The following is a 21,199-nucleotide window of genomic DNA, read 5'->3' as shown; positions in this document are numbered from 1 at the left end:
GTGGACGAGAAGGCGAGGGGGGGGGGGGTGGGTGGGGTGGTCGAGGGGGGTGGGGTGGGGGGGGGGGGTGGGTGCGGGGTTGGTCCAGTGCGGAGGGAACAAGTCCCCCCCCCCCCCCAGCAAGCTAGCGGACCGGACCGGCCTCGGCCAGCCCCGGCCCGGCCCGAACCGGCCGGGAACCGGTCACGCGAGGGCGGTTCGGACCGACGGAGCCGGCGCCGTGCCCTGCCCGTTCGGGCAGCCGCCTCTGCCTCGGGGGCTCCTGACGTTCCAGGGACGAGGCGTTAACGTCCCTGCGTGAGTACCAGGTTCCGGCGAGCGCCCAGGTGAACGACGAACGGCTGACCGTGGCGGAAGCCGCCCACGTCGCGGACGAACGGCCCCCGGAGCGACCGGAGCAGCCGCGACAGGCGGGGGCGGGCCCGGAAGAGCGGCCGGAGCGGGCCGCCGGGCGAAGGCGCCGCGGGCCGGTCCTCCTCACCCTGCTCCTGCTCCCGGGACTGGTCACCGTCATCGGTGTGGCCGCCTTCCTCGCGCTCACCGGCGGTCCGTCACCGGGGCCCGAGGACCCCGACGCGGACCGGGCGGCCGAGGTCGGCATCGACCCCTCCTACGTCCCGTGGCTGCGCCAGGCGGCCGCCGCCTGCACGCTGCTCACGCCGTCCCTGCTGGCCGCCCAGATCGACCAGCTCTCGGGCTGGAGCGACGGCACGGACGATCTCTCCGGCCAGAAGGGCATCGCCGCCTTCACGGACACCGAGTGGCGGACCTGGGGCAGGGACGACGACGGCAGCGGCAAGGCGTCCCCGCGTGATCCGGCGGACGCCATCATGGCCCTCGCCCGCCGGGACTGCTCCCTGGCGGCCGAGGTCACCGCACTGCGCACCGCGGGCGAGGTCAACGGTGACCTGGTGGACCTCACCCTCGCCGCGTACGCGACCGGACCGGACGCCGTGTCCGAGGCGGGACGCGTGCCGCCCACCGCCAAGACGTACCTCGCCGAGGTCCGGGCCCTGCTCCCCCGGTACGAGGCGCTCGACCGGGCCGACGCCGGCGGCGGTGCCGGCACGGCGACGGGCGTGCTGCCGGCCGCCCCGGTGACCCCGCTGACCGTCACCTCGCCCTACGGCTCGCGGGAGCACCCGCTGACCGGGGTGACCAAGCTGCACACGGGGGTGGACTTCGCGGCGCCCCAGGGCGCGCGGGTCGTCGCAGCGCGTCGGGGCCACGTCGTCTTCGCCGCGAACACGAAGGCGTACGGCAACCGTGTCGTGGTCGACCACGGGACCATCGAGGGCAAGCGGCTGGAGACCACCTACAGTCACCTGTCGTCCCTGGACACCACCGTGGGCCGGACGGTGGAGGCCGGGACCCTGATCGGCCGGGTCGGGTCGACCGGCCTGTCCACCGGCCCCCACCTGCACTTCGAGGTCGTGCTCGACGGGTACTACACGGATCCGCGGCCCTGGCTCGCGAACGGCGGGTAGGACGCGCCGTCCGGATCACCCCGTCCGGATCGCTCCGGTCGGCTCCGCCCGCGGGGTTTGATCCGGCGGATCGTGTCGACGCTCACCACATGAGCCAGTCGAAGCGCGAGACAGAGCGAAAGTACGAGCCGGCCGCCTCCGGCGCCGACGGGCTGCCGGACCTCACCGGCGCCGGCCCCGTCGCCTCGGTCACGGCGGCCGGGCCCGAGGAGCTGGACGCGGTCTACCACGACACCGCGGATCTGCGGCTGGCCGGGGCGTCGGTGACGTTGCGCCGCCGGACGGGCGGAGCGGACGCCGGCTGGCACCTCAAGCTGCCGCTGGGCGGCGACAGCCGGGAGGAGGTCCGGGCGCCGCTGTCGGACGACGTGCCCGAGGAGCTGCGCGACCTGGTGCTCTCCCGTACGCGGGGCGCCCGGCTGCTTCCGGTCGTGCGCATCCGGTCGAGCCGCTCCCTGCGGCAGCTGCGCGACACCGGGGGCACGGTGCTCGCCGAGCTGAGCCTCGACGAGGTGCGCGCCGAGTCCCTGCGGGCCGGCGGCGGGCACGCCGAGTGGAGCGAGCTGGAGGTCGAGCTGGCCGACGGCGCCCGCGCCGCACTGCTCGACACGGTGGAGAAGAAGCTGCGCAAGAAGGGCATCCGGCGGTCCGACAGCCCTTCCAAGCTGGTGCGGGCGCTGCGGGAGACCGGCCTGGAACCCGGCCCGGCGCCGCACCCGTCCCCCGGGGTGACCCCGGGCTCTCCGGGCTCCTACGTGCTCGCGTACCTGCGCGAACAGGTCGACGCGCTGGTGGCGCTGGATCCCGCGGTCCGCCGTGACCTGCCCGACGGGGTGCACCAGATGCGGGTCACCTGCCGCCGTCTGCGGAGCTGCCTTCGCTCGTACCGGTCCGTGCTCGACCGGCGGGCCACCGATCCGCTCCGCGCGGAGCTGCGCTGGCTGGCGGGGGAACTGGGGGTGGCGCGGGACCAAGAGGTGCTGCGCGAGCGCATCGGCACGGCCCTGGACCTGCTGCCCGGTGATCTCGTGCTCGGTCCCGTCGCCGCGCGGCTGCGGGTGTGGGACGTCTCCGGGAACGACGAGACGCGCACGCGCACCCGGGAGGCCCTGGCCTCGTCCCGCTATCTGCGCCTGCTGGACGCGCTGGACGACCTGGTCCGGCGACCGCCCCTGCGCACGAAGGCCGCGAAGAAGCCCGGCCCGGTCATGGCCAAGGCCGTCCTCAAGGAGTACGACCGCTTCGCCGCGCGCACGGACCGGGCGCTGGAGCTGCCGCCGGGGCCGTCGCGCGACGCGGCGCTGCACCAGGCGCGCAAGGCGGCCAAGAAGGTCCGCTACGCCGCCGAGGTGGCGCGGCCGGCACTGGGCAAGCCCGTCGCCCGGCTGGGCAAGCGTGCCAAGGCGGTGCAGAAGGTGCTCGGTGACCACCAGGACGCCGTCGTCGCCCAGGAGACCCTGCGGGGGCTGGCGGTGGCGGCGCACGCCGCGGGCGAGTCCGCGTTCACCTGGGGGCTGCTGCACGGCCGGGAGGGTGCGCGGGCCGAGGCACGGCAGGAGGAGCTGCCGTCGGTGTGGCGGGCGGCGTCGGACCCCGCGCTCCGGGCGCCGCTGACGCGCTGATCCGCACAGCGTCCGCCGGGCGCCGGGCCGGGTGGCCGGCGCCCGGGGCGCTGCGTGCGGTGCGGGCTCCGGGGTGTCAGTCCGCGCGGTCGGGGTGGATCCCGGGGCCGTCGCCGTGCCCGGCCAGCGGGGTCGGCGAGAGGTCGACCGGTTCCTCACCGGCTTCGAGCAGGGTGTCCGCGGCGCCCACGATCAGCGGGTCGGGCCGCCCCACCGCCTCCAGGTTCTTGGCGGGGTAGTCGCAGCGGTCCAGCAGGCTGCGCATGGCCTCCAGCCGGCCGCGGCGCTTGTCGTTGTTCTTGACCACCGTCCACGGTGCGTGCGGTGTGTCGGTCGCACGGAACATGTCGACCTTGGCCGCGGTGTAGTCGTCCCACCGGTCCAGTGAGGCGAGGTCGGTGGGCGACAGCTTCCAGCGGCGCACCGGGTCGACCTGGCGGATGGCGAAACGGGTCCGCTGCTCCGCCCGGGAGACGGAGAACCAGAACTTCACCAGCATGACGCCGTCGTCGGTCAGCAGCCGCTCGAAGAGCGGCGCCTGCTCCAGGAACTGGCGGTACTCGGTCTCCGTGCAGAAACCCATCACCCGCTCGACGCCCGCCCGGTTGTACCAGGAGCGGTCGAAGAAGACGATCTCGCCGCGGGCGGGGAGGTGCGACACGTAGCGCTGGAAGTACCACTGCCCCGCCTCCCTCTCGGTCGGCTTGTCGAGCGCGACCACGCGCGCGCCGCGGGGATTCAGCCGCTCGGTGAAGCGCTGGATGGTGCCGCCCTTGCCGGCCGCGTCGCGGCCCTCGCACAGGACGACGACCCGCTGCCCGGTCTCCTTGACCCAGCGCTGCATCTTCAGCAGCTCGATCTGCAGGACCCGCTTCTGCCGCTCGTAGTCGGCCCTGCGGATCTTGCGGTCGTAGGGGTGGTTCTCCCGCCAGGTGTCGACGGGCGTGCCCTCCGCGCTCAGCAGGATCGGCTTCTCCGGCCTCCGCTCGTCGACGCGCAGACCCGCGAGGAGGTTCTCCTCGGCCGGTTCGCCCCCGGCGTCGCCCGACTGCGCCGTCCCCTCGTCCTCACGCTCGGAATCCACTGCGCCTCTCCCCTCGTCTCGCCGGCCTCATGCCGCGTATGCCCGGTCCCGCACCGCGCGCACCGACCCGGCGGGGGTGCGTATCGCCTTGACCCGGTAGATGGTGCGGGCGGGGTCGGTCAGCGGCTCGCCCAGGCTGATACGGCCCGCCGCGTGCAGCTTGTCGCACTCCGCGGTGGGCAGCGCCGCGTAGCAGCCGCCCCGGCCCGTGGCGGAGTCCAGCGGCCGCCAGTAGCTGTATCTGCGCCGGCCGCCCTCGCGCACCGTGACGAACACGGGGGTGCGCGGGTCGGCGACGATCCGCAGGACGTCGGCCTCGGCGGGGCTGAGCGGGCCACCCGGGCGGGGCCCGCGTCGACCGGTCGCACGGGAGGGGGCGGTCTGCGCGTGGACGACGGTAAGCGGCATCGGCTGTGGCCTTTCCGGGACAGGGACTCGAGACCGCCTACCCGCTCCGGCCGGTGTTGATCTCGCTTGGCCGCATTCTTGTGCACGGCACTGACAATCCCGCCCCCGCTCCGCCGGGCGAGGCCGTGTTCAGCCCAGGGGCACGGCCGCGGGGCGCAGCGGGTGGGGGTTGAGGCGGGCGAAGCCCTCCTGCCGTTCGTAGGGGAAGTACGGGTACGGGGCAGTGGTGGCGCTCGCCGCGTCGAGCCTGGCCACCTGGTCCTCGGTGAGGGACCACCCGACGGCCCCGAGGTTCTGCCGCAGCTGCTCCTCGTTGCGGGCGCCGATGATCACGGAGGAGACGGTGGGGCGCCGCAGCAGCCAGTTGATGGCGATCTGCGGGACGGTCCGGCCCGTCTCCTCGGCGACGACGTCCAGGGCGTCGACCACCCGGTACAGAAGCTCGTCGGCGACGGGCGGGCCGTAGTCGGCCGTGGCGTGCAGCCGGCTGCCGGCCGGGAGCGGGCTGCCGCGGCGGATCCGGCCGGTGAGCCGGCCCCACCCCAGCGGGCTCCAGACCACGGCTCCGACGCCCTGGTCCCGGGCGAGCGGCATCAGCTCCCATTCGTAGTCCCGGCCGACCAGTGAGTAGTAGACCTGGTGCGCGGCGTAGCGCTGGTGTCCCCGGGTGTCCGCGTCGGCCAGCGACTTCATCAGCTGCCAGCCGCTGAAGTTGGACACGCCGGTGTAGCGCAGCTTGCCCGCCCGTACGAGGTCGTCGAGCGTGGAGAGGACCTCCTGGACGGGGGTCCCGGCGTCGAAGGCGTGCAGCTGGAAGAGGTCGATGTAGTCCGTGCCCAACCGGCGCAGGGCCCGGTCGACGGCGGTGATCAGGCGGGCCCGGGAGGTTCCCGCCTCGGTGGGCCCGTCTCCGGTCGGCAGGCCGGCCTTGGTCGAGATGATCACCTGGTCGCGGCGCCCCTTCACGGCGGCTCCGAGGACCTCCTCCGAGGCACCGCCGGAGTAGACGTCGGCGGTGTCGAACATGGTCACGCCCGCCTCCAGGCAGATGTCGACCAGTCGGCGCGCCTCGGTAGCGTCCGTGGTGCCCCAGGCGCCGAACAGCTCTCCGCGCCCGCCGAAGGTGCCCGCGCCGAAGCTGAGTGCCGGGACCATGAGTCCGGACGCTCCCAGTCTCCTGTGTTCCATGACCGCGTCTCCTCGTCCGGCCGTCCGTCGCGTCGCGGTGGTGCGGCGCGCGGGGACGGCGTCCATTAACGGGACTTCCGTTCCGTTAAGATGTCCCCACAGTAACAGCAACCCACCCACTAATGGAACCGGAGTCCCGTTATGACGTCCGAAGAGAGCGGTCCCGGCTCCGCCCGCCCGGGGGGCCGGACCGCGCGCGTGCGGTCAGCGGTCCTGCGGGCCGCCGGTGACGCCCTGGCCGAGCACGGCCTGGCCGGCCTCGACCTCGCCGACGTGGCCCGCCGCGCCGAGGTCGGGAGGACCACGGTCTACCGGCGCTGGGGAACCCCGGCCGCCCTGGTCGCGGACCTGCTCGCGGACATGGCCGAGCAGTCGCTGCCCCGCACGGAGACCGGCACCCTGCTCGGCGACCTGCGCGCGAACGCCCGGCTGGTCGCGCGCACGCTGGCCGACCCGCGCCAGGGGGCACTCTTCAAGGCGGTGATCGCCGCCGCGACCTGCGACACCCAGACGGCCACCGCCCTCCACCGCTTCTACGACCTCCGCGTCTCGGAGTGGGAGCCCTGCGCCCGCCAGGCCGTCGAACGCGGCGAACTGCCCGCGGACACCGACCCGCGCGAGGTGGTCCGCGCGGTCTCGGCCCCCCTCTACTACCGCCTGCTGACCACCGGTGAGCCCCTCGACGAGGCGGCGGCGGACCGAGCCGCCGAGGCGGCGGCAGCGGCGGCCCGCGCCGGAGCCTTCCGCTCCGGCACGGGCTGACGATCTCCTTCCGGAGCGAGCGGGCCACGGCGCCCGGACGAGGCCGCGCTCCCGTGACCTGCGACCGGCCATGAGGCGGCGCGGGCCGGGACCAGGCCGTCCCGGCCGGCGCGGCCCCCTCGGCGGGCACCCGGAATCCGCCATTGCCGTCCAGGCACCCGGTCGCACACGGGGCCCGTGACGATCGGGCGCCGCCCCGGGCACACCCGGGCACTGTCATGCGAGAACGCCGGCCACCACCCTTTGTGACGGCGTCATCACGCATCCTTCACCGTAGGCACACTTCCGGCCGGGCCGTGTTCCCGGCGTTCCGCACGGTGCAGACGGTGCGTCATGGCCGTGCCTAGTCTCCCGGGCCATGCGATCCACACGAACGAGGCGCTTCGGCCTCGCCACGATCATCGCCCTCGCCCTCGCCCTGTTCGGCCTGGCGCCCTCCGCGAGCGCCGCCGACCCCGCCCCGGCGGAGCTGACGTTCACCACCGACGCGGCGACCACCCAGCCCGGCGGCACGGTGAACCTGTCGATGACGATCAAGAACAACCAGACGTACGACATCTGGTTCGTCTACCAGACGATCAACCCGACCTGGCTGACCACCCAGCGCCCCGACCTCAAGTACAGCTTCACCGGGTGCAGCCTGGCCTCGGAGGCCGGCGCCGTCCCGTGCTCCGGCACCGGACCCGCGAACCTCGGCACCAACTACGGCGCCACCATCCCGCCCGGCCAGAGCCGCACCGTCACCCTGACCCTCCAGGTCGGCGCCGACTCCGGCTGCAACGGCAACATCGGTTTCTACTCGTACTACTACGCCGAGTTCAGCGACAGCACGAGCGTCAACGGGGGTCCGGTCTACACGCCCGAGACCCGCGTCCTGTGCGCCTGACCGCACACCTCCCGCAGGGCTGAGCGCCGACGTCGTCCGACCCACCGCGGGTCGGACGACGTCGGCGCTCCGGTGCGCCGGTTGACCTGATCTCGCTCCGGCGCCGGTCAGCGCCCTGGTCGAGACCATTGACACCCGCGCGCCACGGAGGCCGGAGTTCCGGTCCGCCTCCTGCCGACTCGCCGCAGCACACAGGCCTGCCGGTGCGGTTCACCGGGCGGAACGCGGCGCTCGCGGCGGGCCCGGAGCGCCGTCCGTTCCGGGCAAATGGACACATGCGCTTTTCCGTCAAGTTCCGCAGCAGGCACACAAAAGCTCCACACGCGCCTCACTATGTGACGCGACGGAAACGTCGACGACCGGCGTCTCAGGGGGGCGACGGCGTGGTCACGGGGTGGGGCTGGTTCCGACAGGAGCCCGTCCGCCCCTGCCCGGGGGAGGGAATCTCACCGCATGAAGCGGACCATTCGCACCACGGCGCTCGCACTGAGCGCGCTGACCGCCTCGCTCGGCCTGTCGGCCGGTCCGGCACGGGCCGACGCCCCGGCCCCGCGCATCGACCTGCGGGTCCTGGTCGTGAGCGACGGAGGACCGGCCACCGACGCCATCGCCGCCGAACTGGAGACCGCCGGCACGCCGTACACGGAGGTCGACCTCCAGGACGCCGGCCGCCCCGTGATCGACGCCGGGTTCCTGGCGGACACGGTGGACGGACACCCGCGTGCCAAGTTCCAGGCCGTCGTCCTGCCCAACGACAACCCCTTCCCCGCGAACTCCGCCGAGATGACCGCGCTCGCCTCCTACGAGCGGACGTACGCGATCCCCCAGGTCGACGCCTACACCTACGCACGCCCCCAGGTGGGGCTCCAGGCCGCGGTCGGAGCGGGGTACGCCGGAAGCGTCGACGGGGTCAGCGCGGAGGTGACCCCGGCGGGACTGGCCGGACCCTTCGGATACCTCGAAGGCGCCGTTCCGTTCGAGGACAACTCCCCCACCGTCGGTGAGTCCTACGCCTACCTGTCGACACCCGCGCCGGGGGCCGACTTCGTGCCGTACGTGCAGGCCGCGATACCCGGACGCGCGACCAAGGGCTCCCTGGTGGGCGAGTACCGGCACGACGGACGGCGGGAACTCGTCGTCACCTTCGTCTACAACCAGCACCAGCAGCAGTTCCGCCTGCTCGCCCGGGGCATCGTGGAGTGGATGACCGGCGGGGTCCACCTCGGCGCCGACCGCAACTACTTCGCCGTGCACGTCGACGACGTCTTCGCCGCCGACGACCGCTGGGACACCGTGCTCAACTGCACCCCCGGCGACGTGGACTGCGCGCCGGGCGAGGGCACGCCCAACCCGATCCGCATGGTCCCGGCCGACGTCGACCACGCCACCGCCTGGCAGGACAGCCGGGGCTTCACGCTCGACATGGCCTACAACGGCTCCGGAAGCGTCGACCACCGCCAGGACAACGGCGGCGCCGACCCGCTCGCCGACAGGCTGATCGCCGAGCGCGACGAGTTCCGCTGGATCAACCACACCTACACGCACGCCTTCCTGGGCTGCCGGCAGGACGTCAGCGTGGTCCCGTGGAAGTGCGCGACCAACCCCGACGGCAGCACCCAGTGGGTGAGCCGCAACGAGATCGCCGACGAGATCGCCACCAACCGCGTCTGGGGCGAGAGCGCCGGACTGCCCCTGGAGGACGACGAGTTGGTGACCGGCGAGCACTCCGGCCTGAAGGTCACCCCGCAGCAGCCCGTGGACAACCCGAACCTGGGCCCGGCCCTCGCGGACAACGGCATCGCCTGGCTCGCCTCGGACAACTCCCGCGACCCCGTGCAGCGGCAGGTCGGCAGCGCCACCACCGTCTCCCGCTACCCCATGAACGTCTTCTACAACGCCGGCCGGGCCGCCGAGCAGGTCGACGAGTACAACTGGATCTACACCAGCCGCGCCCAGGGGGGCAGCGGCATCTGCGAGGACAACCCGGCCACCTCCACCTGCCTGCCCGCACCGCTGGACACCGCCACCGGCTACGCGGGGCACATCGTGCCGCTCGAGACGCGCATCGCGCTCGGGCACGTGCTCTCCAACGACCCCAAGCCGCACTTCATCCACCAGTCGAACCTGGCCGAGGACCGCATCGCCTACCCGGTCCTCGACGGTGTCCTGGGCGGCTACGACGACCTGTTCGCCGGGAACACGCCCGTGGTGAACCTCCGCATGGAGGACATCGGCGTCGAGATGCGGCGCCGCGCCGCCTGGGGCGCCGCGGTCGACGCCGGCCAGGTCACCGCGTACCGCGTCGGTGACGCCGTGACCGTCCAGGCCCCGGACGGCGTGGCCGTGACGGCGACGATGCCCGCCGGCACCCAGCGCGGCAACGCGGGCTTCGGCGACGCCTACGCCGGCGCGCTCTCCGGCTGGACCACCACCGCCGACGGCGCGCTCGCCCTCACCCTGCCGTCCACGGCCACCGCGCCGGCCCCGGCCGCCGAGCCCGACGGTCCGGCCACCACTCCCTCCACCGCGCCCCGCACCCGGGTGCCGGCCGGGGTGAGCGATCCGGTGCCGTACGGCGCCGAGCGCTGAGCGCCGCCTCGACCCGCAGGTCCGCCCAGCCCGCACGATCACCCACACCTCGGCCGTGGAGCACATCCATGCACGTTCCCCACGGCGCGCGACGCTCCGGCGCGTCGCGCGTCACCCTGCTCACCGAAGGCACCTACCCGCACAGTCACGGCGGCGTGAGCGTATGGTGCGACCAGCTCGTCACCGGCATGCCCGACCTCGACTTCGACGTCACGGCCGTCACCGGCACCGGGCGTGAACCACTCGTGTGGGACATCCCCGGACACGTCGGCCGGGTCGTCTCCGTCCCCATGTGGGGCCCGGCCCCTCCGGGGCACCCGCCCCGCGGACGGGCGGGCAACCGGCTCGCCGCCGCCTACGAGCGGTTCGTGACCGCGCTGCTCGACCCGCGCGCGGAGGACGGCTTCGGCCCCGCCCTGTACCGGCTGGCGCGGGCCGCGGCCGACGGCCGGCTCAGCCCGTTCCTGCGCGGCGACCGGGCGATCGCCATCCTGACCGCGGTCTGGAACCGGCCGGGACTGCCCGTGCGCGAGGCCCGGCCCACCCTGCACGACGCGGTGACCGCGACCGCGCTGCTGGAGCACGCCCTGCGTCCACTGGCCGCCCCGTACCCGGAAGAGGGCGTGGCGCACGCGGTCAGCGGCGGGGTGGCGGTCCTGCCCGGCCTCGCGGGGCTGGAGCGCGACGGCGTGCCGCTGCTGCTGACGGAGCACGGCGTCTACCTGCGCGAGCGCTACCTCGGCTACCGCACCGCCCCCTACCGGTGGCCGGTGAAGGCGCTGCTGCTCGGCTTCTTCCGGCTGCTGGCCGAGGAGACCTACCGCCGGGCCGCCCTGATCACCCCGGGCAACCGCTACAACCGGCTGTGGGAGGAGCAGGGCGGCGCCGCCCCGGAGTCCATACGCACGGTGTACAACGGCGTCGACCCGGCCGCCTTCCCGCCCGCCGGACCCGAACCGGCCGAGCCCGTGCTCAGCTGGGCCGGACGCGTCGACCCGATCAAGGACCTGGAGACCCTGATCCGCGCCTTCGCCCTGGTACGGGCCGAACTGCCCGCCGTCCGACTGCGGTTGTTCGGCGGCACCCCGCGCGGCGGTGAGGCCTACCGGGAACGCTGCGAGGCGCTGGCGGACCGGCTCGGCCACGGCGACGCGGTGACCTTCGAGGGGCGGGTCGACGACATCAAGGACGCGTACGCCGCGGGGAACGTCGTGATGCTCTCCAGCATCAGCGAGGGCTTCCCCTTCACCCTGATCGAGGCCATGTCGTGCGGCCGGGCAACCGTGTCCACGGACGTCGGCGGGGTCCGGGAGGCCGTCGGCGACAGCGGTCTGGTCGTGCCGCCGCGCGATCCGGCCGCCATGGCCGCCGCGGCGCTGGAGCTGCTGCGGGACGCGGAGCGCCGCCGGGCCATGGGCGAGGCCGCCCGCCTCCGGGTGATCGAGCAGTTCACGCTCCGCCAGACCATCGACACCTTCCGGTCCGTGTACCTGGAGCTCTCCGCGTTCGGGGGTACGGCCGCACGCGCCGGCGCGGCCGCGGAGGACCTCCTCGCACCGGCGGGCGGAGCACCGGCGCCGGTGAGGAGTGCGACCGGATGAGCGGGCCCATGGCACTGGAGCCGGGCGGCGCGGAGCAGGACACGCTGGCGCTGCGGCTCGCCGGCGGACGCGCCCCCGCCGGCTTCCCGGCCGACCAGCACACGCTCGCCCTGGTCCGCCCCGGCCACGGCGCCCAGAGCGACGCGGTCGACCTGCTGGCCGCGGAACTGGCCGACCGGATCGCACCCGCCGTCCACCCCTACGAGGTGGCCGCGCTGCTGGAGTCCGAAGGGCTGACCGGTGAGGCGATCCGGGAGCGGTACGGACACCGCGACCTCTTCTCCCTGGCCGCGGCCCTCTACGAGCGCATACCGCGCACGTTCCCGGACCCGCCGCGCCCGGCCGACCCCTGGCGGCCCGACCACGTGCGCTGTGCGCTGCGCGGAGCGCTGTTCGCCCTGCCGGGGCTCGCCTACGCACTGGCCGGCCGGCTGCTGGACCAACCAGGCGCGGTGCGGGCGCTGGTGGTGGCCGGTCTCCTCTCCTGGGCCTGGAACCAGGCGCTGGGACACCGCGCCTACCTGCGGCTGGCCACCGGGCGCCGGGAAGCGGGCCGCACCCTCCTCAAGGGAGCGACCGCGGGGGCCCTCGCGGCGACCGCGGCCGGGGTGGCCCTCGCCGGGTCCGGTCCCGCCGCCCTGGCCGTCGCCGCACAGTCGGGCTACCTCGCGGCGGCCGGGGTGCTCCTCGTGCTGGGCCGGGAGCGTCTGCTGCTGGCCGCCCTCACGCCGGTGATCGCCGGTGCGGCGACGCTGCCGTGGTGGGAGCCCGGCGCCGTGCTGCGGGCGGGCCTGCCGCTGCTGGCGTTCCTCGGCACGCTCGCCGCGGCCGGCTGGGCCCTGCGCGGCACCCGCACGGCCACGCCCGTGGCGGGCGCCACCCGCCCGTCTCCGGTCCGCTCGCTGCCGTACGGCCTCTTCGGACTGGCCGCGGGTGCGCTGGTCTTCCTGACGGGCCGTCATCATCCGTGGGGGGTGATCGTGCTGACCCTGAGCATGGGCCCCGCGGAATGGCTGCTGTACCGGTACCGCGGGCTGTCGGTGGCGGCGCTGCGGGCCACCGCCACCCCGGCCGGTTTCCGGTGGCGCTCCGCCGCGGTCCTCGCGGGCTGCCTGCTGGTGTACCTGGGCCCGCTGCTGCCCGCGGCCCTGCTGGTGGACGCCGAACCCGTCACGCTGCTGCTGCTCGCGGCGGCCCTGTGGACCTCCCTGCTCCTCCAAGCCTTCGGTGTGGCCTGGCCGCCGGCCGCGCTGTGTCTCGCGGCGGCCGGGGGCGCCGGCGCGGCCGCCCTGGCCGGATCACCACCGGGGCCGGCGACCGCCCTGCCGCTGTGCTGCGGCGCGGCCGCACTCTGTCTCACCGTGTGCGTGCTGCGGCTGCTGGGCCGGCCGGCGGCCCATGCCTGACGCCGCGGCGGAACCGGGCCACCACCGCCCGGCCGGCCGCTCTTCGCTCTCGGCCGGCACCGGCCCCCTGCCCCACGGACTCACCGCCCCACCGCCCCACCCCGACCCACCGACCCACCGACCCACCGACCCACCGACCCACCGACCGGAAGGACCCCCGCGTGACCGCATCACCGCTCGCCGCCGTCACCGGAGCCGAGGGCTTCATCGGCTCCCACCTCACGGAGGCGCTCGTCGCCTCCGGGCACCGCGTGAGGGCCATGGCGCAGTACAACTCCTTCTCCTCCTACGGCTGGCTGGAGACCCTCTCCCCCGACGTCCTCGACCAGGTCGAGATCGTCCTCGGCGACGTCCGGGACCCGGGCTCGGTCCGCGGGCTCGTCGAGGGCGCCGACTGCGTCTACCACCTGGCCGCCCTCATCGCCATCCCGTACTCCTACCAGGCCCCGCACAGTTACGTGGACACCAACGTCACCGGCACCCTCAACGTGCTGGAGGCGGTCCGCGCCCAGGGGACGCCCCGGCTGGTGCACACCTCCACCAGCGAGACGTACGGCACCGCGCAGACCGTGCCGATCACCGAGGACCACCCCATCAACACCCAGTCGCCGTACGCCGCGTCCAAGGCGGGCGGCGACCGGCTCGCGGACAGCTACCACGCCAGCTTCGGCACGCCGGTGGTGACGCTGCGGCCCTTCAACACCTACGGGCCCAGGCAGTCCATGCGGGCGGTGATCCCGACCGCCATCGGCCAGATCGCGGCCGGCGAACGCACCCTCACCCTCGGCGACCTGCGGCCCACCCGGGACTTCACCTTCGTCAAGGACACCGCGCAGGCGTTCCTCGCGGTCGGCTCCGCGCCCGCCGAGCGGGTGGTGGGCCGGACGTTCAACGCGGGCACCGGCGGCGAGATCTCGGTGGGCGACCTGGTGGCCCTCATCGGCAAGGTGATGGACACCGCCGTCGACGTACGGGAGGACGCGCAGCGGCTGCGTCCGGCGAACTCCGAGGTGATGCGGCTGGTCGCCGACGCGACCCGGCTACAAAAGGCCACCGGCTGGAGCCCGGCGCACGACCTGGAGGCGGGCCTCGGGCACACCGTGGACTTCTTCCGCGACCCGGCCAACCTGGCCCGCTACAAGACCGGCATCTACAACATCTGACCCATCGCCACATCTGACCTGGACCGGCACGTGAACCGAGGGGGGAACCTCATGCACGCAGTGATCCTGGCCGGGGGCAAGGGCGTCCGGCTGCGGCCCTACACCACCGCACTGCCCAAGCCGCTCGTGCCCATCGGCGACCAGCACGCCATCCTGGAGATCGTCCTGCGCCAGCTCGCCTCGGCGGGCTTCACCGGCTGCACGATCGCCATAGGCCACCTGGGCGAGATCATCCGGGCCTACGTCGGTGACGGCTCGCAGTGGGGCCTGACCGTCGACTACTCCACCGAGGAGAGTCCCCTGGGGACCATCGGACCGCTGCTCACCATGCGCGAGCGGCTGCCCGAGCACTTCCTGGTGATGAACGGCGACATCCTCACCGACCTCGACTACGCCGACGTCCTGCGCCGGCACACCGCTTCCGGTGCCCCGCTGACCATCGCGACCTACGTCCGCAAGGTGCACATCGACTTCGGCGTCCTGACCACCGACGCGAGCCGGGTCGTCGCCTTCACCGAGAAGCCCAGCATGGACTACCGCGTCTCCATGGGCGTGTACGGGCTCTCCCGCGCGACCCTCGACGAGTACACGGCCGGACTGCCGCTGGGCTTCGACGAGTTGGTGCTCGACCTGCTCCGATCCGGCGACTGCCCGCACGCCTACGACTTCGACGGCTACTGGCTCGACATCGGGCGCCCGGACGACTACGACCGTGCCAACGCGGAGTTCACCAGCCGCAAGTCCCTGCTGCTCAAGGGAGCCTGAGCACCGCATGCGCATCCTCGTTGTGGGCTTCACCGGCTATCTGGGCGCCCACGTCGCCGAGCGGCTCCGTGCCCGGCCGGGCACGCGGGTCCTCGGCGGCGGCCGCTCGGCCGCCGCCGACGTGCCGGTCGACCTCGCGGGCGACCGCGTCGACCGGCTCGCCGAGGCCCTGGCGTCGGCGGCCCCCGACGCCGTGGTCAACTGCGCGGGCGCCACCGGCGGCGACCCGGTGGCGCTCGCCGAGCTGAACGCCCGCGGCCCCGCCGTCCTGTGCGCCGCCCTGCGGCTGGCCCGCCCCGCCGCCCGCCTGGTCCACCTCGGTTCGGCCGCCGAGTACGGGCCGGGCACGGTATACGTCAGGGTGCCGGAGTCGGCGGCGACCCGCCCGCTGTCCGCCTACGGCGCGACCAAACTGGCCGGCACCGTCACGGTCGCCACCTCGGACCTGGACGCGGTGGTCCTGCGGCTCGGCAACCCGGTGGGGCCCGGCGCCCCGCCGTCCGGACTGCCCGGCCGGGTCACCGGGCTGCTGCGCGCGGCGGGTGCGGACCCGGACGCGGTGCTGCGGCTCGGCGACCTGTCGGCGTACCGGGACTTCGTGGACGTGCGCGATGTCGCGCGGGCCGTCGAACGCGCCGTCCTCGCGGCCGGCCCGCTGCCGCGCGTGCTCAACATCGGCGGTGGTGACGCCGCGCCGGTGCGCCGACTGGTGCGGACGCTCGCGGACACGGCCGGCTTCCGCGGCCGGATCGAGGAGGACGCCACCGGTTCGGCGCGTTCGGGCGAGGTCTCCTGGCAGTGCTCCGACATCGCCGCGGCGCGGACCGCCCTGGACTGGCGGCCCTCGTACTCGCTCGACGAGTCACTGGCCGCGCTCTGGTCGGCGGACGCACGTCCGCGGGCCCTCACCGCGAAAGGCGACGGACCCTCGTGAGCCTGCTGATCCCGCTGTACGTCCACCCGGCCGAGGACCCGGGCGCCTGGCACCGGCTCATCACCGCGGCCGACCGCACGTACGGCGTCGTCATCAACCCCGGGGACGGTCCGGGCGGTGCTCCCGACCCCGCCTTCGTCGCGGCGGCCGACGCGCTGCGGGCGGCGGGCGCCCGCCTGCTCGGCTACGTCGACACGGACTACGGCACGCGCCCGCCGGCCGCGGTCGCCGAGGACGCCCTGCTCCACCGGGAGTGGTACGGGACCGACGGGTGCTTCCTGGACCGGGTCAGTTCGGCGGCCGACGCGCTGCCCGCCTACCGGGCCCTGGTACGGGGGCTGCGTCGGCGGGGGGCGCGGTCGGTCGTCCTGAACCCCGGGGTCCACCCGGCGCCGGGATACGCACGGCTCGCCGACCTCGTCGTCACCTTCGAGGGGTCCTGGTCCACCTACGTGTCCGCGTTCAGCCGGCCGGACTGGACGCTGCGGCTCCCGCCGGAACGGTTCTGCCACCTGGTGTACGGGGTGCCCGAGGCGCTCGCCCCGCTCGCCGTGCGGACCGCCCACGAGCGCGGCGCCGCCGTCTCCGGCCCCGTGACGGGCGAACCGCCCAACCCGTGGGCCCGGCTGACGCCCCTGCTGACCGGAGCGCAGCGGTGAGGCGCCGGGCACGGGTGTGCGCCGCGCTGCTGGTCGTCCTGTCCCTCTCGGTGGCCGCGGGGTGCTCCGGCGCGGACCACGAGCCCGCACCGGACCCGTCCGACGGCGCGAGGTGGCGGCCCGGGCCCGGACTGGCCTGGCAGTGGCAGCTCGACGGCAGGGTCGACCCGTCGGCCGACGTGCCCGTCTACGACATCGACGCGTTCGAGAACGGCACGGCGGACGTGGCCCGGCTGCACCGCGCGGGGCGCAAGGTGATCTGCTACGTCAACGTGGGCGCCTGGGAGGACTACCGGCCCGACGCGGACGCCTTTCCCCGCGCGGTGCTGGGCGAGCCCAACGGCTGGCACGGGGAGCGCTGGCTGGACATCCGCGAGATCTCCGTACTGCGCCCCCTCATGGAGCGGCGCTTCGACATGTGCCGGGACAAGGGCTTCGACGCGGTGGAGCCCGACCTGGTGGAGGGCTACGCGGACGAGACCGGCTTCCCGCTCACCGCGCGGGACCAGCTCGCCTACAACCGCATGATCGCCGCCATCGCCCATGAACGGGGCCTGGCGGTGGGCCTCAAGAACGACCTGGCGCAGATCCCGCAGCTGGTGGACGACTTCGACTTCGCCGTCAACGAGCAGTGCGCCGAGTACGGCGAGTGCGCGCGGCTCACGCCGTTCGTCGAGGCCGGCAAGGCCGTCTTCCACGTGGAGTACGGCGAGCCGACCCGTGCGTTCTGCCCCGAGTCGCGCCGGCTGGGCCTGTCCTCGATGCGCAAACGGCCGGAGCTGGGCGTCTGGCGCGATCCCTGCTGAGCAGGGCATGCGGCAGGATGGGGACATGAGCGTAGTCAAGATCAACGTACTGACCGTCCCGGCCGAGCAGCGGGAGACGCTGGAGAAGCGCTTCGCCTCGCGGGCGCACGCCGTGGAGAGTTCCGACGGGTTCGAGTGGTTCGAGCTGCTGCGGCCGGTGGAGGGCACCGACGACTACCTCGTCTACACGCGGTGGCGTGACGAGGAGTCGTTCCAGGCCTGGATGGAGGGGCCCATGAAGGCGGCGCACCAGGGTGGCGGCGCGGAGGGCGGCGAGCGTCCGAAGCCCGCGGCGAGCGGGTCCACGGTGTGGTCCTTCGAGGTGGTGCAGCAGGCGGCCCCCAAGGAGGCGTGAGGCCACGTAGGCGGCCGCGGTCCGGTGGTCCGGGCCGCGGCCGCCTCCGTGCTCAGCCGAGCTGCACGAGCAGGTCGCCGCCCTCGACCTGCTGGATGCGGTTGATGGCGAGCCTGGTCACCGTGCCGGACTTCTGTGCGGTGATCGTGGCCTCCATCTTCATCGCCTCGATGGTGGCCACGGTGGCGCCGGCCTCGACCTCGTCGCCCTCGGCCACGGCCAGGGTCACCACCCCCGCGAAGGGCGCCGCGACATGGCCGGGGTCCGAGCGGTCGGCCTTCTCGGTGACCGGGACGTCGGAGGCCGCCGACCGGTCCCGGACCTGGATCGGCCGGAGCTGGCCGTTGAGCGAGGACATCACGGTGCGCATGCCGCGCTCGTCGGCGTCGCCGACCGCCTGGAGTTCGATGAGCAGGCGGACGCCGGGGTCGAGGTCGACCGTGTACTCCTTGCCGGGGCGCAGCCCGTAGAAGAAGTCCTTGCTGTCCAGGACGCTGGTGTCGCCGAAGGTGCCGCGGTGGGACTCGAACTCGCGGGCCGGTCCGGGGAACAGCAGCCGGTTGAGGGTGGCCCGGCGCTCCTTGGCGAGTCCGGTGCGGTCGTCGGCGGTCAGCTCCGGCAGGGGCTTGGCGTCGGCGCGGCCGCGCAGTGCCTTGGTGCGGAACGGCTCGGGCCAGCCGCCGGGCGGGGTGCCCAGTTCGCCGCGGAGGAAGCCGATGACGGAGTCGGGGATGTCGAACCGGTCCGGGTCGGCCTCGAAGTCCGCCGGGGAGACTCCGGCGCCCACCAGGTGGAGGGCGAGGTCGCCGACCACCTTCGAGGAGGGGGTGACCTTCACCAGGCGGCCCAGCATCCGGTCGGCGGCGGCGTACATCGCCTCGATGTCCTCGAAACGGTCGCCGAGGCCGAGCGCGATGGCCTGGGTGCGCAGGTTGGAGAGCTGGCCGCCGGGGATCTCGTGGTGGTAGACGCGGCCGGTCGGTGAGGCGAGGCCCGCCTCGAAGGGGGCGTAGACCTTGCGGACGCTCTCCCAGTACGGCTCCAGGTCGCCGACGGCCTGGAGGTCGAGGCCGGTGGGGCGCTCGGTGTGGTCGGTGGCGGCGACGATCGCCGAGAGGGAGGGCTGCGAGGTGGTGCCCGCCATGGACGCCACCGCCCCGTCGACGGCGTCCGCGCCGGCCTGGATCGCGGCGAGGTAGGTGGCGAGCTGACCGCCGGTGGTGTCGTGGGTGTGCAGGTGCACGGGGAGGTCGAACTCCCGGCGCAGCGCGGACACCAGCGTCGCCGCGGCCGGCGCCCGCAGCAGGCCGGCCATGTCCTTGACGGCCAGGACGTGGGCGCCGGCGGCGACGATCTTCTCGGCGAGCCGGAGGTAGTAGTCGAGCGTGTACAGCCGCTCGGACGGGTCGGAGAGGTCGGCGGTGTAGCACAGGGCCACCTCGGCGACCGAGGTGCCGGTCTGCCGTACGGCGTCGATGGCGGGGCGCATCTGCTCGACGTCGTTGAGGGCGTCGAAGATCCGGAAGATGTCGATGCCGGTGGCCGCCGCCTCCTGGACGAAGGCGTCGGTGACCTCGGTCGGGTACGGGGTGTAGCCGACGGTGTTGCGGCCCCGCAGCAGCATCTGGAGGCAGATGTTGGGGACGGCTTCCCGCAGGGCGGCCAGGCGTTCCCAGGGGTCCTCGGCGAGGAAGCGCAGGGCGACGTCGTAGGTGGCGCCGCCCCAGCACTCCAGGGACAGCAGCTGGGGCAGGGTGTGGGCGACCTGGGGGGCGACGGCGAGCAGGTCCTTGGTGCGGACCCGGGTGGCGAGCAGCGACTGGTGGGCGTCGCGGAACGTGGTGTCGGTGACGCCGATGGTGGGCGACTGGCGCAGCCGGCGGGCGAAGCCCTCGGGGCCCAGTTCGGCCAGGAGTTGCCGGGAGCCCGCCGGGGGCTCGCCCGCGGTCAGGGGCGGCAGCTTGGTCAGCGGGTCGGCCAGGTCGGGGCGCTCGCCGTGCGGCTTGTTGACGGTGACGTCGGCGAGGTAGGTCAGCAGCTTCGTGCCGCGGTCGGCGGAGTGCCGGGCGGTGAGCAGGTGCGGGCGCTGCTCGATGAACGACGTGGTGACCCGGCCGGCCTGGAAGTCCGGGTCGTCCAGCACCGCCTGGAGGAAGGGGATGTTGGTGGCGACGCCGCGGATGCGGAACTCGGCCACCGCACGCCGGGCGCGGTTGACGGCGGTGGTGAAGTCCCGTCCCCGGCAGGAGAGTTTGACCAGCATGGAGTCGAAGTGGGCGCTGATCTCCGTACCGGCGTGGGTGGTGCCGCCGTCCAGGCGGATGCCGGAGCCGCCGGGTGAGCGGTAGGCGCTGATCCGCCCGGTGTCGGGGCGGAAGCCGTTGGCCGGGTCCTCGGTGGTGATGCGGCACTGGAGGGCCGCGCCGCGCAGGGTGATGTTCTCCTGGGCGAGGCCGAGGTCGGCCAGCGTCTCGCCGGCGGCGATGCGCAGCTGGGACTGGACGAGGTCGACGTCGGTCACCTCCTCGGTGACCGTGTGCTCGACCTGGATGCGCGGGTTCATCTCGATGAAGACGTGGTTGCCCTCGCGGTCGACGAGGAACTCCACGGTGCCGGCGTTGCGGTAGCCGATCTGCCGGGCGAAGTTCACGGCGTCGGCGCAGATGCGCTCGCGCAGTCCCGGGTCGAGGTTCGGGGCGGGCGCCAGCTCGATGACCTTCTGGTGGCGGCGCTGCACCGAGCAGTCGCGCTCGAAGAGGTGGATGACGTTCCCCTCGCCGTCGGCGAGGATCTGCACCTCGATGTGGCGGGGTTCCACGACGGCCTTCTCCAGGAAGACCGTGGAGTCGCCGAAGGCGGAGGCCGCCTCCCGGGACGCCGCCTCGATGGCCTCCCGCAGCTGGGCGGGTTCCTCGACGCGGCGCATGCCGCGGCCGCCGCCGCCCGCGACCGCCTTGACGAACACGGGGAAGCCGACGTCCTCGGCCGCGCGGACCAGTTCGTCCACGTCGGTGGAGGGCGCGGAGGAGCCGAGCACCGGGACCCCCGCCTCGCGGGCGGCGGCCACGGCGCGGGCCTTGTTGCCGGTCAGTTCGAGGATGTGGGCGCTCGGTCCGACGAAGGTGATGCCGGCCTCTTCGCAGGCGCGGGCCAGTTCCGGGTTCTCGGAGAGGAAGCCGTAGCCCGGGTAGACGGCGTCCGCTCCGGCCCGCCGGGCCGCCCGCACGATCTCCTCCACGGAGAGGTACGCGCGTACCGGGTGCCCCGGCTCGCCGATCTCGTAGGCCTCGTCGGCCTTGAGCCGGTGCAGCGAGTTGCGGTCCTCGTGCGGGAAGACGGCGACGGTGCGCGCGCCGAGCTCGTAACCCGCGCGGAACGCGCGGATCGCGATCTCACCGCGGTTGGCGACCAGCACCTTGCGGAACATAGTGATCCCTTCAGCCTGCCGGGTGACGAGACCATGGTGTCGGCGCCGCCCCCGGTA

Annotated in this window: 17 protein-coding genes; 13 read left to right on the top strand and 4 right to left on the bottom strand. The window is 74.0% G+C overall.

Going from position 1 to position 21,199, the window contains the following annotated elements; translation table 11 throughout:
* Nucleotides 1–326: 326 nt before the first annotated feature.
* Together AC07FV_RS08605 and AC07FV_RS08600 are read left to right on the top strand one after the other, a co-directional pair.
* Nucleotides 327–1,487: a M23 family metallopeptidase gene (locus tag AC07FV_RS08605; protein ID WP_479085645.1), complete on the top strand. Its 1,161-nt coding sequence runs from the start codon at nucleotides 327–329 to the stop codon at nucleotides 1,485–1,487.
* An 89-nt stretch (nucleotides 1,488–1,576) separates the two neighbouring features.
* Nucleotides 1,577–3,109, top strand: coding sequence for a CYTH and CHAD domain-containing protein (locus AC07FV_RS08600; RefSeq protein ID WP_479085643.1), 1,533 nt, complete (start codon nucleotides 1,577–1,579; stop codon nucleotides 3,107–3,109).
* A 76-nt stretch (nucleotides 3,110–3,185) separates the two neighbouring features.
* Here AC07FV_RS08600 and ppk2 read toward each other — a convergent pair whose 3' ends face one another.
* From ppk2 to AC07FV_RS08585, 3 genes are all read right to left on the bottom strand, one after another.
* Nucleotides 3,186–4,193, bottom strand: a complete 1,008-nt coding sequence (gene ppk2 / locus AC07FV_RS08595; protein ID WP_479085641.1) for a polyphosphate kinase 2 — start codon at nucleotides 4,191–4,193, stop codon at nucleotides 3,186–3,188.
* Nucleotides 4,194–4,220: 27 nt separating this feature from the next.
* On the bottom strand, nucleotides 4,221–4,601 hold the full coding sequence (locus tag AC07FV_RS08590; RefSeq protein WP_356610219.1) for a hypothetical protein: 381 nt from the start codon (nucleotides 4,599–4,601) through the stop codon (nucleotides 4,221–4,223).
* A gap of 129 nt (nucleotides 4,602–4,730) precedes the next feature.
* The gene (locus AC07FV_RS08585) at nucleotides 4,731–5,789 is read right to left on the bottom strand and encodes an aldo/keto reductase (RefSeq protein WP_479085639.1); all 1,059 of its coding nucleotides are present in this window, start codon (nucleotides 5,787–5,789) and stop codon (nucleotides 4,731–4,733) included.
* 141 nt (nucleotides 5,790–5,930) lie between these two features.
* Here AC07FV_RS08585 and AC07FV_RS08580 point away from each other — a divergent pair, with 141 nt between their 5' ends.
* The 11 genes from AC07FV_RS08580 to AC07FV_RS08530 all read left to right on the top strand — a co-directional run bounded on the left by AC07FV_RS08580 (nucleotide 5,931) and on the right by AC07FV_RS08530 (nucleotide 17,715).
* Nucleotides 5,931–6,551 carry a TetR/AcrR family transcriptional regulator gene (locus AC07FV_RS08580; protein ID WP_479085638.1) on the top strand — a complete coding sequence of 207 codons (621 nt, stop codon included), beginning with the start codon at nucleotides 5,931–5,933 and terminating at the stop codon, nucleotides 6,549–6,551.
* Nucleotides 6,552–6,909: 358 nt separating this feature from the next.
* On the top strand, nucleotides 6,910–7,437 hold the full coding sequence (locus tag AC07FV_RS08575; RefSeq protein ID WP_479085636.1) for a hypothetical protein: 528 nt from the start codon (nucleotides 6,910–6,912) through the stop codon (nucleotides 7,435–7,437).
* Between the two features lie 453 nt (nucleotides 7,438–7,890).
* Nucleotides 7,891–10,026 carry a hypothetical protein gene (locus tag AC07FV_RS08570; RefSeq protein WP_479085634.1) on the top strand — a complete coding sequence of 712 codons (2,136 nt, stop codon included), beginning with the start codon at nucleotides 7,891–7,893 and terminating at the stop codon, nucleotides 10,024–10,026.
* Between the two features lie 68 nt (nucleotides 10,027–10,094).
* Nucleotides 10,095–11,627 carry a GT4 family glycosyltransferase PelF gene (gene pelF, locus AC07FV_RS08565; protein ID WP_479085633.1) on the top strand — a complete coding sequence of 511 codons (1,533 nt, stop codon included), beginning with the start codon at nucleotides 10,095–10,097 and terminating at the stop codon, nucleotides 11,625–11,627.
* Nucleotides 11,624–13,033, top strand: coding sequence for a hypothetical protein (locus AC07FV_RS08560; protein WP_479085631.1), 1,410 nt, complete (start codon nucleotides 11,624–11,626; stop codon nucleotides 13,031–13,033). Before pelF ends, AC07FV_RS08560 begins: the two co-directional genes overlap by 4 nt.
* Before the next feature lie 161 nt (nucleotides 13,034–13,194).
* A complete protein-coding gene (locus tag AC07FV_RS08555) occupies nucleotides 13,195–14,196 on the top strand; it encodes an SDR family NAD(P)-dependent oxidoreductase (protein ID WP_479085629.1) in 1,002 nt (333 codons plus the stop codon).
* 51 nt (nucleotides 14,197–14,247) lie between these two features.
* Nucleotides 14,248–14,961: a nucleotidyltransferase family protein gene (locus AC07FV_RS08550; RefSeq protein WP_479085628.1), complete on the top strand. Its 714-nt coding sequence runs from the start codon at nucleotides 14,248–14,250 to the stop codon at nucleotides 14,959–14,961.
* Nucleotides 14,962–14,968: 7 nt separating this feature from the next.
* Nucleotides 14,969–15,895 carry an NAD-dependent epimerase/dehydratase family protein gene (locus AC07FV_RS08545; RefSeq protein WP_479085626.1) on the top strand — a complete coding sequence of 309 codons (927 nt, stop codon included), beginning with the start codon at nucleotides 14,969–14,971 and terminating at the stop codon, nucleotides 15,893–15,895.
* Complete coding sequence (locus tag AC07FV_RS08540; RefSeq protein WP_479085625.1) at nucleotides 15,892–16,554, top strand: spherulation-specific family 4 protein; 663 nt, start codon at nucleotides 15,892–15,894, stop codon at nucleotides 16,552–16,554. Before AC07FV_RS08545 ends, AC07FV_RS08540 begins: the two co-directional genes overlap by 4 nt.
* A complete protein-coding gene (locus AC07FV_RS08535) occupies nucleotides 16,551–17,360 on the top strand; it encodes an endo alpha-1,4 polygalactosaminidase (RefSeq protein WP_479085624.1) in 810 nt (269 codons plus the stop codon). Before AC07FV_RS08540 ends, AC07FV_RS08535 begins: the two co-directional genes overlap by 4 nt.
* Before the next feature lie 25 nt (nucleotides 17,361–17,385).
* On the top strand, nucleotides 17,386–17,715 hold the full coding sequence (locus tag AC07FV_RS08530; protein WP_063483989.1) for an antibiotic biosynthesis monooxygenase family protein: 330 nt from the start codon (nucleotides 17,386–17,388) through the stop codon (nucleotides 17,713–17,715).
* Between the two features lie 52 nt (nucleotides 17,716–17,767).
* Here the strand turns inward: AC07FV_RS08530 and AC07FV_RS08525 are convergent, their stop codons facing one another.
* Nucleotides 17,768–21,142 (bottom strand): pyruvate carboxylase, encoded by a 3,375-nt coding sequence (locus AC07FV_RS08525; protein WP_479085622.1) that lies wholly within the window; start codon nucleotides 21,140–21,142, stop codon nucleotides 17,768–17,770.
* Nucleotides 21,143–21,199: the final 57 nt, after the last annotated feature.

The organism is Streptomyces sp. NPDC045956 (assembly GCF_056430705.1).
The sequence above is the reverse complement of the archived record's forward strand: the minus strand, read 5'-3'. Positions and strand labels throughout refer to the sequence as shown.

Excerpts from the sequence above, each read along its gene's own strand:
- AC07FV_RS08600 (WP_479085643.1), top strand. The coding sequence starts at position 1,577 with ATGAGCCAGTCGAAGCGCGAGACAGAGCGAAAGTACGAGCCGGCCGCC.
- AC07FV_RS08590 (WP_356610219.1), bottom strand. The coding sequence starts at position 4,601 with ATGCCGCTTACCGTCGTCCACGCGCAGACCGCCCCCTCCCGTGCGACC.
- AC07FV_RS08585 (WP_479085639.1), bottom strand. The coding sequence starts at position 5,789 with ATGGAACACAGGAGACTGGGAGCGTCCGGACTCATGGTCCCGGCACTC.
- AC07FV_RS08580 (WP_479085638.1), top strand. The coding sequence starts at position 5,931 with ATGACGTCCGAAGAGAGCGGTCCCGGCTCCGCCCGCCCGGGGGGCCGG.
- AC07FV_RS08575 (WP_479085636.1), top strand. The coding sequence starts at position 6,910 with ATGCGATCCACACGAACGAGGCGCTTCGGCCTCGCCACGATCATCGCC.
- AC07FV_RS08570 (WP_479085634.1), top strand. The coding sequence starts at position 7,891 with ATGAAGCGGACCATTCGCACCACGGCGCTCGCACTGAGCGCGCTGACC.
- pelF (WP_479085633.1), top strand. The coding sequence starts at position 10,095 with ATGCACGTTCCCCACGGCGCGCGACGCTCCGGCGCGTCGCGCGTCACC.
- AC07FV_RS08560 (WP_479085631.1), top strand. The coding sequence starts at position 11,624 with ATGAGCGGGCCCATGGCACTGGAGCCGGGCGGCGCGGAGCAGGACACG.
- AC07FV_RS08550 (WP_479085628.1), top strand. The coding sequence starts at position 14,248 with ATGCACGCAGTGATCCTGGCCGGGGGCAAGGGCGTCCGGCTGCGGCCC.
- AC07FV_RS08545 (WP_479085626.1), top strand. The coding sequence starts at position 14,969 with ATGCGCATCCTCGTTGTGGGCTTCACCGGCTATCTGGGCGCCCACGTC.
- AC07FV_RS08530 (WP_063483989.1), top strand. The coding sequence starts at position 17,386 with ATGAGCGTAGTCAAGATCAACGTACTGACCGTCCCGGCCGAGCAGCGG.
- AC07FV_RS08525 (WP_479085622.1), bottom strand. The coding sequence starts at position 21,142 with ATGTTCCGCAAGGTGCTGGTCGCCAACCGCGGTGAGATCGCGATCCGC.